Source organism: Alkaliphilus hydrothermalis (assembly GCF_016908555.1).
GTDB classification, from domain to species: Bacteria; Bacillota; Clostridia; order Peptostreptococcales; family Natronincolaceae; genus Alkaliphilus; species Alkaliphilus hydrothermalis.
This window is the reverse complement of sequence record NZ_JAFBEE010000001.1, coordinates 1-15,630: the sequence shown is the minus strand read 5'-3', so window position 1 is coordinate 15,630 and position 15,630 is coordinate 1. Positions and strand designations below refer to the sequence as shown.

5 protein-coding genes are annotated in these 15,630 nt (G+C 39.4%); 3 read left to right on the top strand and 2 right to left on the bottom strand.

Annotation, left to right across the window (positions count from 1 at the left end):
• Positions 1–272 precede the first annotated feature (272 nt).
• Together JOC73_RS00025 and JOC73_RS00020 are read right to left on the bottom strand one after the other, a co-directional pair.
• Entirely contained in the window at positions 273–8,801 is an 8,529-nt protein-coding gene (locus JOC73_RS00025; RefSeq protein ID WP_243427811.1) for a GH36-type glycosyl hydrolase domain-containing protein, read from the bottom strand.
• 96 nt (positions 8,802–8,897) lie between these two features.
• Positions 8,898–11,378: a sugar phosphate nucleotidyltransferase gene (locus JOC73_RS00020; RefSeq protein WP_207755022.1), complete on the bottom strand. Its 2,481-nt coding sequence runs from the start codon at positions 11,376–11,378 to the stop codon at positions 8,898–8,900.
• Positions 11,379–11,581: 203 nt separating this feature from the next.
• Here JOC73_RS00020 and JOC73_RS00015 point away from each other — a divergent pair, with 203 nt between their 5' ends.
• The 3 genes from JOC73_RS00015 (at position 11,582) to JOC73_RS00005 (ending at position 15,306) form a co-directional block, all read left to right on the top strand.
• Complete coding sequence (locus JOC73_RS00015; protein ID WP_204399789.1) at positions 11,582–11,821, top strand: FeoA family protein; 240 nt, start codon at positions 11,582–11,584, stop codon at positions 11,819–11,821.
• A 24-nt stretch (positions 11,822–11,845) separates the two neighbouring features.
• Complete coding sequence (gene feoB, locus JOC73_RS00010) at positions 11,846–13,993, top strand: ferrous iron transport protein B (RefSeq protein WP_204399788.1); 2,148 nt, start codon at positions 11,846–11,848, stop codon at positions 13,991–13,993.
• Positions 13,994–14,313: 320 nt separating this feature from the next.
• Positions 14,314–15,306: a lipoate--protein ligase gene (locus JOC73_RS00005; RefSeq protein ID WP_204399787.1), complete on the top strand. Its 993-nt coding sequence runs from the start codon at positions 14,314–14,316 to the stop codon at positions 15,304–15,306.
• Positions 15,307–15,630 lie beyond the last annotated feature (324 nt).

Below are 15,630 nucleotides of genomic sequence, written 5' to 3'. Positions count from 1 at the left end.
TTGTCAATGTTGTAAAAGTTTAATTTACATATATCACATAAAATTTCTAGGTACAATTAATACGACAACTCGTTTAATCATGCTGGAGAACTACTTGGTCTGTCGATAAATTGAGGAATCGAAAAAATTTCATCCCCTACTTACGAGTTAAAGGTATTGAAGAATCTATAAAAATTGAAAGAGGAAGCAATTGTCCACTACTTATTGCTTCCTCATTCTCATTCTATTTTTAATTCATTTTTGCTTCAGATCTTAGGTATTTTACATCTATCCTATTCCTTTTCCCCCAAAATCACCTCAACCCAGTGGCTCTTGCCATCCTCCACTAGATTGATGTAATCCTCTTTGATATTTCCACCATCCAGCATAATTCTTCGGATGCCGTGGGTGACTCCAAAGGGATTCTTTACGGCAATATGATATTGGGTATTGTTGTGGTTGTAATTCACTTCAAAGCAAGTCCAGTCTCTAGGAATACAAGGAACTATAAATAGTTTATTTCCTCGTTTTTTAATCCCCAGTATATCCTGTAGACCGACACTGTACATCCATCCAGCTACACCTGTATACCATGTCCAGCCTCCCCTTCCAACATGAGGGGCAACAGCATAAACATCCGCCGCCATGACATAGGGTTCTACTTTATAGGTGGCACACTCCAAGTCAGTACGGGTATGATTAATTGGATTAATCATGTTGTATAGTTGCCATGCCTTATCTCCATCCTTCAATTGGGCAAAGCCTTTGACTACCCAAGAGGCAGCATGGGTATATTGGCCACCATTTTCCCGTACCCCTGGTACATATCCCTTGATATAGCCTGGTTCTTGGTCACTTTCATCAAAGGGTGGTGTAAAGAGTAGAATTAGACCTTCATCTTTTTTGATAAGGTAATCCTCCACAGCCTTCATGGCCACACGGCTTCGTTCATTTTCTTCTTCTCTAGAAATAATGGACCATGATTGACCTAGTGAATCGATCATACACTCAGTATTTTCAGAGGACCCTAGGGGACTTCCATCATCATAGAAGGCTCTAATATACCATTCTCCATCCCAAGCGTGTTCATCTATGTTGGCAACTATCTCATCCGCTACTTTTAAATAACGATCCCCTCTTTCTTCATCCTTCAGAAGATAGCAAATCTGGGAAAACTTCTTTAGGATACGATGCAAAAACCAACCCAACCAGATACTTTCTCCCTTGCCTTGGTTTCCTACTGTACTCATACCATCATTCCAGTCTCCCGAACCCATCAAAGGTATGCCATGTACTCCATATTTTAAAGATTGTTCTATTGCACGACAGCAATGATCATAGACTGAGGACTTTTCTTCGGATATCTTTGGTATACCATATCGTTCATCCTCGCCTTCCCTCAAGGGCTCTTCCTCTAGGAAATGTCGCACCTCATGGAGAAGGGCTTCATCTTGGGTATGTTGGTAATACTCTGCTGTAGCATAGGGTAGCCATAGGAGATCGTCGGAGAATCTTGTTCTTATCCCCTTTTCTCCTGCCCCTGGATGCCACCAGTGCTGTACATCCCCCTCTATGAATTGATGCTCACAGTGGATGAGTATTTGCTTCCTCACTAGGTCTGGGTCGGAATCCAACATATTCATAGCATCCTGTAGTTGATCCCGATAGCCATAGGCTCCCCCCGATTGGTAGAAGGCAGACCTAGCCCACAGTCTACAGGAGATCGTCTGATAAAGCAACCAGGCGTTCAGCATTAAATCCATAGACGTGTCGGGGGTTTTAACTTGAATTTTGTTAAATAACCCCCTCCAGTAGTTTTTAACCTCTTCTAGAGCTTCTCTACAGGTGTTTACATCCCTATATTTTTTAGCTAACTCATTTACCTTTGATGTCTCTTTTTCCTGTCCTAAGAGAAATACCAGTTGCTTTTCTTCATTGGCTTCCAGCTCTATATGACATTGTAATACTAGGCAAGCATCCAAACCAGCCCCCGTTTCCCTAGAAAGACCTTCTCTTTTAAGGGCAGCAGGCTCTTTAAGACTTCCTCCAAGACCAATGAACTCCTGTCGATCTCCTGTGTAGGAGAAAATGACCTCAGATGTATCTACAAAGCTAATTCTATCTGGAAAATCCGTCTGGTAGGGATTTCTAACCAGTAGGCCACCAGTTTCATTGTTTATCTCCGTCACCATATATTGACGAGTCATTTCATCACTGACCCCCATGACAGGATTCACATAGTAGGTTAAAGAAAGCCTCCTTTTCTCTCCAGAGGTATTTTTAATGGTGACAAAATTAACCTTCACTGGATCATCCTTTGGTACAAACATGGTCAACTGCTGTTCTAAGCCTTCACTATGATTTAAGAAGGTGGAGTAGCCTAATCCATGATGGATAACGTAACTATGTTCTCTTCGCTTTGGTAGAGGAGTAATATTCCACACTTCTCCATTGTCCTCGTCCCGTAGATAAATGATTTCGCCAGTGGGGTCTGAAACAGGGTCATTGGACCAAGGGGTGATTTTATTCTCTCGACTATTTTCAGCCCATGTAAAGCCTGAACCTGCCTCCGTGACGATAAACCCAAAATTTTCATTTGCCACTACGTTTGTCCATGGGGCCGGGGTCTGTAAATCCCCCTTTAGTTTGATGACATATTCCTTTCCATCCTTATCGAATCCACCGTAGCCATTGAAGAAGTTGACATCTATAGGAATGTCTTTACTATGGAATTTTAGTTTCTTTTCATGAAAGACCTTCTCTTGAGGGTACTGTTTTTCCTTCATTGGCATTTGCAATTGCTTCGTCAATGTTCCCTTTTCACCAGCCACAATCATCCTTGCCACTGTATACAGTAATATTCTATCCTCATGATGCATGACATTGGCATCCTTTATGAAGATTCCTCCCCTTTGATTTTCTAAGTATCGACTAGGGCTAGAAAAAATTATATCCCTTAATGCCTGTTGTAGCGGTTGCAGATAATTGCTCTCGTCTTCATTTAAGATAACTAAATCTATCGTAATTCCCTTTGAACGCCAGTACTCATGGGCTCTGATGGTTTCTTTTGCTATATCCACATCCTCCATACGCTTGATGGTCACCAATAGTAAAGGTAAATCCCCCGATATGCCGTATGCCCAAAGTCCCGATTGCCCTTTTTTGTTTTCCATCAACAGTTCCCCATATTTTCTTCTAAGGGGACTGATGAATAACAACTGGGATAACATCTCTTGAAAAACCTTTATTTCCTTTGGTTTAAAGTTGAAGAAGGTGGACTCCACTTGACTTCTTGTTAAGGCTAAATCTAAAGCACGATTAATGACATTACTATCATGGTACTTTCTAACTAGCTCCGTCACCCCTTCTTTACTACCCTCAATTCCAGTGGTGAAGGTGATATAGGCTGTTTTTCCAGAAGGAATTCTTACAGTTCTCCTAAGACTCATGATGGGATCAATGGCAATCCCAGTAGTATTCTTCAGTGGATGTTCTAAAGCCAAGGGATTACTAATTGCTCTACCACGACCAATAAAATTCCCTCTATTGGTTTCATATTGTAGTCCTCCTACCACTTCACCTTCCACCAAGACACCATGGAAAATCCATTGGGGTGTTTGTCCATGGGCCCTTGGTCGACGGGATGCCAGTAGACTATCGTAGTCAGTCAAAAGCTCCGTCCTTACAAAAAGATTACTAAAGGCCGGATGGGCAACATCCGCCGATTGATTGGTCATGACCGTCTCAAAATAGCTTGTAACCTGTAGGGTGACGGTTTCTGTCCCGTGGTTGGTAATCTCCATTTTCCTTATTTCTACTGGGTCTTCTGGAGAAACAAATACCTCCGTCACTGTTTCGATATTCTCGTCATTACGGATGTATTTCCCCTTGTCTTGAGAAAAGACAACTTGATATCCATCCGGCTCTTTTTTCAAAGGCTCATAGGTGGCTGACCAAGTATCTCCATTGCTGACATTGTGGAGGAAAATATAAGTTCCGTAGCCCTCCGATAGAACATCCTCCCTCCAACGGGTGATTTGTATATCCTTTATTTTACTATAACCATTCCCTCCGTCAGTAAGGAGCAAGTCATAGCTTCCATTAGATAAAACATGCACTTTAGGTGGTAATTCCTCTGGTATGCCATATCTCCTGACGACGTTTTCTAGAGGTGTCTCCGTTACCTTTCTTTCCTCTAGTCTCTCCTTGTATTCCTTTGTGACAATAGCCCTCAAAGGCATTTTCTCCTGCAATAGTAGTTCTCCCGACCTGATGATTGGGTCCCGATGGAATCGTTTTTGAATAATAAAATCATGGAAGTAATTATTTATGGAGACAAAGCTCATGCCCAAGTGGTGGGCCATGAAACTCTGAACAACTTCCTTATTTTTGTTTTTAGGCAGCCTTTCAGCCGTATAATCCACTGCCTCGTAGAATCCATATTTCCCCTCTACCCCTTCAATGATGAGCTTATGAATATTACCCATGGTTGCCCGAGGATCTATCGGCAAAGCCAACATAGTAGAATAGGGGGATATCACTGTCTCTTCAATTAAACCTCTTTTGAGTCCCAAATCCGGTAATCCAAAGGCCTTGTATTGGTAATTTAACATTGTATCAAAGGCATAATACCCCGACTCCGACACACCCCAAGGAATATTTCTCTTTTCCCCATAGATTCGCTGGGCATTTACAACTGTATGATAGGTTTCATCTAATAGGGTATTTTCATAGTTCTTCATATTCAAATAGGGCATGAAATATTCAAACATTGTACCTGTCCAAGAAACCAGTCCCCTTTGGTAATCCACCACAGATAAAGCTCTACCTAACTTGAACCAATGCTTTTGTGGCACCTCCCTCCTAACAATAGCCAGATAACTGGTGATCCTCATTTCTGATGCTAATAGATCATAATAGGAGTTGGTGAGTTTTTCTTCCTCCCCTTGAAACCCAATGGAGAATAAATGGCGCTTTGAATCATAAAGATGTTGAAATTTGGATCTCTCCACCAATTCTTCAATTTCTATCTGTAGTTGATTAATGTCATTAATTAAAGCACTGGTATTTCCCTTCGCTACAGCTACCTTTTCCCTAAAGAGTTCAAGTATATTTCTATCTTCTGCTGTCGCCACTTTTAAAGAGATTTTCCCTAGATTTTCCTCGAGTTTTTCATAAATAACCTCTAGATCCTTTGGACTAGGGATTTTCTTTAATGCTTCAATGAACTGTAACGTATTTTCTTTTAACTTATTTCCATTGGCGTTTTCCTTTTGCTTATCGAGTGTTTCCATAAGCTTTGGTTCTCTTCGAAGGAAGGTTAAGATAGGTAAATAGGTTTCGATTTCCTTTACAAGTCCTTTTATTTGTCCCTCCATCCGTGCCTCTTCATCCTCAATGTCCCAGTCCATACTGTTGAACTCATCAATGACTTGAAAATAGTCGTTGATAGACAATTCTCCCTGCTGCAATAAATTGTCCAATAGGATGGCTTTAGGGTTTGAAGAACAATCAGTAACAATTAGGGTGTCTTTAATTCCTGCAATCATTTCCCGATCTATTATCCGTCTCCCCTGATACTCCTTTAATCCCTCCTTGAGGGTAATTAAATAAGAGACAAAATTTCCACTGTCTACAGTAGATACATAATGGGGTCTTAGGACCTCAAGACTTCTGGTATCATACCAGTTATACAGATGCCCCCTCCAACTTTCTAACTTCTTTATGGTATCAATCGTATTTCTAGTTCGTTTCACCATATCTCCCGTCGTGATATATCCAAAGTCTCTGGCACTTATTACAGCCAATAGATAAAATCCTATATTTGTAGGGGAGGTTCTATGGGCCACCCCCTTTGGAGGATACATCTGAATATTGTCTGGGGGCAAATAGTTTTCCTCCTCTGTTACTAAATCCTCATAAAATGCCCATGTCTTTCGGGCTAACCTCCTTAGCTCCTGTAAATCTGACTCCTCCAAAATCTCCATTTTATTTACTTCTGGATGACTAACCCTAAAAGCAATCCAAGGGGAGATTAGCCATAAAAGAAGTAGGGGTATTCCATAAATAATGTTAAAGGGACGAATCAGTAAAATTAACAGTACTGTTACCCCCACGACGGGGAATACAGCCACCATTCTTCGAATATAACTAGAAGCATCATTCCTTAACTTTTTCTCAGAATCCGCCACGGTTACCCATTCCAACAGATTCTTCCTGGATATGAATACCCTGTGGAGGGTCCTTAGGATGGCATCCATCATCATATAGGCTTGATAGGGTAAGAAAGCTAAAGAGAGCATGGTCATGTAGAAGGTACTCTTCATGCCAAGGGCAAAATTTCCCGACATTCCCTGTCGAGGTCCGGTGAAGTACTTTAGCTTGATGTAATCCACTGTCGATAGGATTAGAGGTATAAAAATACTTAACAGTCCAAAGCCAACCCACACCAATGGTGAGCCTTGAAAAAGGCTTAATCCCAAAATTAATACCAATAGTTGACTAGTGGATACTAGACTTCTTCTTAAGTTATCAAAAATCTTCCACTTGGATAAGGCATTAATAGGGGTGCTTGCCGATAGCCATTTGATTAACTGCCAATCCCCCCGTACCCATCTATGGAGTCTCATCATAAAGCTACTGTATTTTGCAGGATAGCCATCAATTAATTGAACATCACTTACAAGGGCAGTCCTTAAGTAACTTCCCTCCAATAGATCATGACTCAGTATGGCGTTTTCTGGCAATTTATGCCCTAGTACTTCATTAACTACCTTAAGGTTATAGATTCCCTTTCCAGTAAAGATCCCTTCTCCAAAAAGGTCTTGGTAAACCTCCGAACTGGCGGTGGTGTAGGGGTCGATTCCCGCCTGTCCTGCAAATACCTTTGTAAAAAAGGACTGATTTGCCCCCTCTACACTGACATCAATTCTCGGTTGGATTAATCCATATCCCTTTTCTACAATCCCCTTATGTTGATTAATGACAGGTCTATTCAGGGGGTGCTCCATCATTCCAATGAGCTTTTTCGCTGTATTCATGGGTAAATAGGTGTCGGCATCTAGGGTGATAACATATTTAATCTCCTTTCCTTTAGGGAATTTGCCAGAGACATAACTATAGCTGGTGTTTTGATCCCCTGCCAACAATCGGTTGAGCTCCTCTAAAGCCCCCCTCTTTCGTTCCCAGCCCATCCATTTTCCTTGGGTTTCGGAAAACTGTCTGTGTCGGTGCAGATAGTAGAACAAATGCTCATTTGAGGCATACTTTTCATTTAATTTTTTTACTTCCTTAAAGGCAAAATCAATAATCTCCTGATCCGCTGAATCCGTCTGTTCAATTGAATCTTTAAAGTCCCCAGCCAATGAAAAGTAGATATTCTTCTCACGATTTGCCAAGTAGTAGACTTCCAACAGCTCCAACAATTCCTTAACCCGCTCTTTGTTTGGAACGAGGGTGGGAATCACCACCAGCGTTGTTGCTTCCTCTGGAACACCCTCCCTATATTCAATTCGTGGAATAAAATCTGGTGGATATCGTTTTGTAAATATCCTGTTGGTGAAGGTAATTGCAATCTCGCTGGCAGGTATTAGGACTACAAAAATGATTAGGAGGGTTTGCAAAATCTCCATTCTTCCTGTATATGAATAGCTATATCCCACCAATAGACCGACAATAACAAAAGTAATAAAAACAATAGGAATTAAATAATCAGAAAGATGTTTTCTTTCCCTTTTTAATAGATAGTGCCCCACATGTCCTTCAGAATCATTAAGATCTTCCCCACTAAATTTCTTTGCCCTATTGATAGCATCCTTGGCCACTTTTTCTTCTGGTATTTGTTGCTCCTTGGCTAGTTTTTCCACCTGTTGTCGATAGTGGTCCCTAGATTCAAAATCCATTTTTTCATAGATTCCTGCTGGGTCTTGACAAAGAATTGCCTCGACTCCACTCATATCTTCAAAAATATCGTTCCAATCTATGGTGGCAACAAGGTTTAAACTAATGATACAGTTTCCAATGGTGATTTTAGATGTTGCCTGCTGATGATGGACATCCTCTGTCAACTCTTTAATGTTAAGGTGGTACTTCTTCAAGCCTTCCTCAATAGCATTGATTATAGTGGCCCCTTCTTGGTCCTGCCTTCTTAAAAGTCTCAATAAACGTTCCACCAGTAATCCATTTATACTACTGCATTTCTCCAATTCATCCTCTATGTATGGGGCAATCTCCTCAGGCTTTTTTTGCATTAGCTCCGAAGCCTGTTGCCAAGCGATTTCCGTTCTATGGATTCCTTCACAGACAATACGAATCTTTTCAATTAAAGCGATTCTAATCATTAGAGATAAGGACCAGACCTCTGCTATAGTGAGGACCTGTTGTTTTTGGTAGGCATTAATAAACCTAACGAGGGTGGCTTCATCTAAGCTTCCATCTGTATAGGACACTAGCTTTAGGGCAATGGCATATACTCTTGGTACTCCCTTTAAAAAACCCCCATCTAAAACCTTTAGCTTCATAAATCTTTCCCTAAGAATATTTTGTCTTATATCCTTTACCTGTTCTTCTATCTTGTAAAAATTGTCCAATAACCATTGGGCAGGGGGAGTGACCTCTTCATTTTGGTTATTTAAATATACCTCCTGATACACAGCAGAAATTTTGCTATAATGATGATCTAGCCGATACAAAAGGGATTTTGCGGATTTCTCTTTCTTAGAAACACGATGGCTTTTAGCCAGTCCCCTAGCTTTGTTCTCCAATTCCTCCCTATTGAGGACTACATCATTAAATTCCTCTATTTTAATATTCTTTCTATTCAAATAATCATTAAAAATTGAAATCATCTCCCTTTGTCATCACCTTTCTCTAATAAATTGAACCTACTTTAATTCTTGAAATTAATCATTAACAAAACTCTATTTTCCAATTAGTGTTTTCAGTTTCTCTGTAAAGCTACTGCTGAGTTCCTCTGCAAACTCCTCTGTGTAACCCTCAGCATAAATATTGAAAAGAGGTCTTTCACTATCGGGTAGAATCAAAGTCCATCCCCGGTCATCATTTATTTTTACACCTTCAAACAATTCAACATTTCCCTGACTGTATTCCTCAATGATTTCCCTCATTACCCGTCCTTTATCCCGCCAATCGCAGGAAATTTCTCTTTTCAAAAAATACATCTGGGGTAGCTCATCCACCAATTCCCCAAGGGTAGTATTCAAGTTCCCTAAGAAATCCACAATCCATCCGATAGCCCATACTGCATTATAGGATAATAGATACTGTAACGCTACTTTCCCCCCAAATTCTTTTTCTTGTAGCATTTCCTTTAAGATATTCGAAGGATCAGATTTTGTTCTGATGACCTCTACTTCATAGCCTCTAGCCATTTCTTCAGTAACTCTAGGAGCTGTATGGGGAAGTATGATTGGGTCTTTGACTCCACTTTTCAGCTGGAGCAATACGGCTAATGCACTGTAATTCTCTTGTCCTATGATCCTTCCCTTTTCGTCCACCAGCATCAATTCCTCTCCAGTTTCGCTGAGGAATACTCCTAGGAAGGCCCCTTCCTCCATCACCTCTTTGGCCAATGATGCTATATGAAAGTCCATCATTTTCTCTTTGCCCTTTGGATGATGGTACTCCACATGACAGCCCATCTCCTCCAATAGTTCTCCTGTTACCTCCACCCCATTCTTGGCATAGGAACTCAATATGATCTTGAAATTATTTTTCTTAATATTTGAGGTGTTTTTAAACTCCTTCAGCCCATCCTTGATAAAGAAGGACTTAAACTCATTCACATAGATTACCTTTTTAACCTGCTCTCCATTGCATCGCTTAAAGTCGTCTCGACTAAATAAGTTCTCAACGTCCCGTTCTTTACTACGGGAAATATTCCCGCCCTTTTCATCTAAGAATTCTATAGTAATTTTATTAGGATTCTTCCTATCTGTGGCCACATGAATTCCACCGTCAGCTCTAAAATACTGCACGGCATATCTAGCCATTGGCATAACTGCCCCCTGTAGTTGGATAGCTTGTGAACCAGTGGATTGAATCCCTGAAATCAAAGCATTTTGTACTAAATTAGCCCCATTAGAATCATCACTACTGACCACCAAAGTAGTATCTCCTTGAATACTGGTGGAATATGATGCCCCCACTCGGGATGCGAATTCTGGGTTAATATCTAGATTAATCTCCCCTGATATGTTTCTATAACCAAAGAGAATCTTTGAGGCCTTAGTTCCCCAAATTAGATTCTGATTAACGATGGTATTCTCTGTAATTTTCTTACTGGGCCAAATTTTAATATCGGGCTTCACCACTACTCCTTCAGCCAAATGAGTAAAATCTCCAATCACAGCATTTTCCAATAATTCAACTTTATTCTTGATTATAGCCCGATGACAAATTACTGCACCTCTTGCCTCCACCTGTTCTCCAAGGGATGTTCCTTCCCAAAGGATTGAACGTTTCATGCTGCTGTCCTTTCCAATGATGCAATCATCACCTATTACGGTGTATTGATCCAATACGACATTATCCTTTATACGACAGTTCCTTCCTATATATATAGGAGGAACGATTTTAACCCCTTCCCCCATATGGGTACCTTCACCAATCCAACTTCCTTTAGCTAGGTACTTTGCATCCAGCTTTATTTCAACTTTGTCATCTAAAATGTCAAAATGGGTTTGCTTATAGGAATTTAAATCCCCTATATCGCACCAATACCCCTCCATTACATAGCCATACATAGGCACTTGGTCCTTTAACAACTTTGGGAAAAGGTCTTTGCTAAAGTCAAATTTATCCCCTCGATTGTAGTAGTCCAATACTTCTGGTTCCAGTATATATATCCCAGTATTGATGGTATTACTAAAAACTTCACCCCAACTGGGCTTCTCTAAAAACCTTCGTATCTTGCCCCTGTCATCAGTAATCACTACTCCGTACTCAATGGGTACTTCTTCATTTCTCAACACTAAAGTTGCCTTTGATTCTTTTTCCCTATGATAATCAATGGCAGTTTGTATATCTAAGTCAGTTAAAGCATCACCACTAATAATGATTAGGGTATCATCTATAAAGCTCTCAGCATTTTTGACACTACCGCCTGTCCCTAGGGGTTCATCTTCTATGAAATAATGGAGGTTAACTCCCCATTTTTCACCATTACCAAAATAATCGGTGATTTCTGTTGGCATATAGGCTAAAGTCACAGCAATTTCTGTGATACCATGTTTTTTTAGCAATTCGATGGAATACTCCATTACAGGTTTATTCATAATTGGAACCATTGGTTTAGGTAAGCTACAGGTCAAAGGCTTCAATCGTGTACCCTTTCCACCTGCCATGATTAATCCTTTAATAATAATCACTCCCTTTGTCATTCACTAAATTTGGTATTTCAGAGCGTATCCCACTTATTTTGCGATAATTACCAAATTTTATGCATTGGAGGTATGAAAACATAGTTATAAAAGTTTTGAGTAACCAAATTATGAATAGTGAATATCATGTTATTAGCCTCAGCAAATAAAGTTTCCTGTGACTAATATTAATGTAGATATAAAAATAAATAGGAGGTTTTTTTATGGCAAAAAATTTAATTCCCTTAAATCAATTGCCTATTGGTTCTTTTGGTAAGGTAAAAAGATTAACTGCTGAAGGAATCAGTAGAAGAAGAATGCTAGATCTAGGTTTAATCTTCAATACAACTGTTGAGTCTTTGAGAAAGAGTCCAGCAGGAGATCCTATTGCATACGAGATAAGAGGAGCTGTTATTGCTTTACGCTCTGAAGAGGCTTCTAAAATTTATGTAGAAGTAATTTAAACAACTATAAAGGAGGTATTCTAAATGGGTTTAACAAACCAGTCTACAGGTACAGGAGCATTAAAGGAAATGTTCGAGGTTGAGCTGGAATCCCCAGATGATCTTGTTATTGCGTTGGCAGGTAATCCTAACACAGGTAAAAGTACTGTATTCAACAGTCTTACTGGATTAAATCAGCATACAGGTAACTGGCCTGGCAAAACAGTGACCAATGCCCAAGGTAAATATATTCATAGGAATAACCGATATATTTTGGTGGATCTACCAGGAACCTATTCCCTATTAGCTAACTCAGTGGAGGAGGAGGTTGCCAGGGATTTTATCTGCTTTGGAAATCCCCATGCAACAGTGGTAGTCACTGATGCCACTTGCTTAGAAAGGAACCTCAATTTGGTTCTACAAATCCTAGAAATTACAGATAAGGTAGTTGTATGTGTTAATCTTCTAGATGAAGCCAAAAGAAAAAAAATAGATGTTAATCTAAAAAAATTATCGAAACTTTTAGGAGTACCTGTAGTGGGGACAGCAGCCAGGAATGGAGAAGGGTTAAAAGAATTGAAGGAGACCGTTGAAAAGTTAATCAATGGAGAGATTAAAACTAACCCAGTAAAAATCGACTATGATGAAGTTCTAGAAAAGGCAATAGAAACCGTTGAACCCCATATTTCAAATTTAGTAGGGCAGCAAATTAACAGTAAGTGGGCATCTCTTCGCTTAATAGATGGCGATGATTCGTTAAATCAATCAATGGATGAATACTTAAAGTTTGATTTTTCTAATGACGAAATGTTGAATCAAAAATTACAAGCTGCCCATGACCTTTTAGCAGCTGAAAATAACGGAGTGGAGGATTTAAGAGATCTCATCGTTTCTAGCATTGTTAAAAAAGCGGAGGCTATTAGCAAAGAAGTGGTTTCTCTGGAAAACAAAAACTATAATCAGCTGGACCGTAAAATAGATCGTGTACTAACCTCAAAAATATTTGGCCTGCCTATTATGATTGGTCTCCTGGGAATAGTTTTCTGGCTTACAATCGCCGGAGCCAATGTACCATCAGCTATGTTAGCCAATGGATTGTTCTGGATAGAAGGTCATTTAACTGTATTCTTTAGTTGGTTAGGCACTCCCCAGTGGGTTCATGATATCCTTGTGTTAGGTATATACCGTACATTAGCTTGGGTTGTATCTGTTATGTTACCCCCTATGGCTATTTTCTTTCCTTTATTTACCTTATTAGAAGACTTGGGATATCTCCCTAGAGTTGCCTTTAACTTAGACTACTATTTCAAGAAAGCCTGTGCCCATGGAAAGCAAGCGCTAACAATGTGTATGGGGTTTGGATGTAATGCTGCGGGAATTATTGCCTGTAGAATTATTGATTCTCCAAGGGAGCGTCTCATTGCCATCATTACTAATAATTTTGTACCCTGTAATGGACGATTCCCCACCTTAATTGCCCTTGCCACTATATTCATTGCCAGTGCAGCTGGAGCTTTTAGTTCTATAGCAGCTACCCTATCTATTTTAGCAGCGATCATACTAGGCGTTTTCATTACTCTACTGATTTCTAGATTATTATCTAAGACCATTTTAAAAGGGTTACCTTCTTCCTTTACTTTAGAGCTTCCTCCCTATAGAAAGCCTCAAGTAGGAAAAATTATTGTCCGTTCTATTTTAGATAGAACCTTATTTGTCCTTGGTCGTGCTGTTGCAGTTGCAGCTCCTGCTGGTCTAGTTATTTGGTTAATGGCAAACATTACAATAGGTAATGCCAGTATACTGACCCACAGTGCGAATTTCTTAGATCCTTTTGCTCAGTTATTGGGTATGGATGGTTATATTATGATGGCCTTTATCTTAGGACTGCCCGCAAATGAAATCGTTGTACCAATCCTAATTATGAGCTATATGGCTAAAGGATCCATGTTGGAGTTAGATAGCCTAGAGGAAATGCGTCAATTGTTTGTAAATAATGGTTGGACTTGGCTAACGGCTGTATGTATGATGTTATTCTCTCTAAACCATTGGCCTTGCGGAACAACCCTTTGGACCATCCGTAAAGAAACCCAAAGCTGGAAGTGGACCTGGATATCCTTTATTCTACCAACGGTAACAGGTATTGTTGTATGCTTTGTAGTTGCTCAAGGTGCAAAACTTCTTGGTCTTGTATAGTCAAAGGTGGCTAATATTATGACCACCATCACTCCCATCAGATCTATCTAAATCATAAAAACTCCTAAAGAAAAATTCTCTAGGAGTTTTTTTTTACAAGTAAAAAAAACTCTGAATTAACCAAAATAATCCAGCAATATATTGATTCTTTTTATTCTTTTTAGGGTATTTAATAAAAGGTCCAAATAAAAGGTCTAGTCGAATATAATATGTCAGAATAATAATAAATGCCATTGGTAGATACATATTCCAATTTAATTCTTGTATTAACTATGATTAGGTTATCAATCTATCTAAAATGAATGAAAGAGGTGTTATTCATGATTAATATAACTAACAATTCCACAAACCCTCATTTTAATTTAGCTCTGGAAGAATATGCTTTAAAGCATTTGGATTTAGATGATGATGTTGTTATTTTATGGCAAAATAAACCGTCGGTCATAATAGGTAGAAATCAAAATACTATAGAAGAAATAAATTCAAAATTCATTGTGGATAACAATATAGATGTGGTGAGGAGGCTATCGGGCGGTGGAGCTGTCTATCATGATCTGGGGAATCTTAACTTCACATTTATCACTAAAAATAAAGATGACAGTGTAAGTAACTTTAAAAAATTTACTGAACCAGTTGTAAAGGCCCTAAGGAGCCTAGATGTCAATGCAGAGTTTTCTGGAAGAAATGACATCACCATAGATGGTAAGAAATTCTCTGGTAATGCACAGTACTATTTCTCAGGCAAATTACTCCATCATGGCACAATACTCTTTGATTCTGACCTTAGGATTGTCCAAGAGGCTCTAAATGTAAAAATTGAAAAGATAGAATCTAAGGGTATCAAGTCTATTAGAAGTAGGGTCACAAATATTCTTCCATATCTAAAGGAAAAGATTTCAGTACATGAGTTTAAGGATTTCCTTCTAGCATTTATTTTACAGGGGAAAGATTCAAAGAGGAATGAATATAAACTAACAGATCAAGACTTGGAAAAGATAGATGAAATGATGCATGCCCGTTATTCTTCTTGGGATTGGAACTATGGAGAATCCCCAGATTACCATCTACAAAAGTCCAAAAGGTTTGAGGCAGGTACCTTGGATATAAGACTAAATATACAAAAGGGTCTGATTGAAGAGTGTAGGATTTATGGAGACTTCTTTGGTTCTAATGATATCAATGATTTAGCACAGCTATTAAAAAATCAGATGTATGATGAACAAAATATTAGAAGGGTTTTAGAAAAAACCCCCTTTCATGAGTATATATTTAAAATAAGTATTGATGATTTTATCGATTGTATGTTTTATTAAAAAGAGGATATCCTTCAAAAGCCATTAGATTCAAGGAGCAATAACAGCCAGCGACCGCGGCGTATATAAAAATACGTAAGGGTGCTGGCTGTTTGCAGTGACGCCGAAGATGATTGCTTTTCAACAGGCTAGTGCCTGTTCAAAAGCCATTAGATCCAAGGAACAAGACCCCACAGCGAACGCCGCGTATACGTAATACGCAAGGGTGCTGTGGGGTCGCAGTGACGAAGAAGATGATTGCTTTTCAACAGGCTAGTGCCTGTTCAAAAGCCATTAGATCCAAGGAACAAGACCCCACAGCGAACGCCGCGTATACGTAATACG

Coding starts and splice junctions, on each gene's coding strand:
- JOC73_RS00020 (WP_207755022.1), bottom strand. CDS start 11,378: ATGACAAAGGGAGTGATTATTATTAAAGGATTAATCATGGCAGGTGGA.
- JOC73_RS00015 (WP_204399789.1), top strand. CDS start 11,582: ATGGCAAAAAATTTAATTCCCTTAAATCAATTGCCTATTGGTTCTTTT.
- feoB (WP_204399788.1), top strand. CDS start 11,846: ATGGGTTTAACAAACCAGTCTACAGGTACAGGAGCATTAAAGGAAATG.
- JOC73_RS00005 (WP_204399787.1), top strand. CDS start 14,314: ATGATTAATATAACTAACAATTCCACAAACCCTCATTTTAATTTAGCT.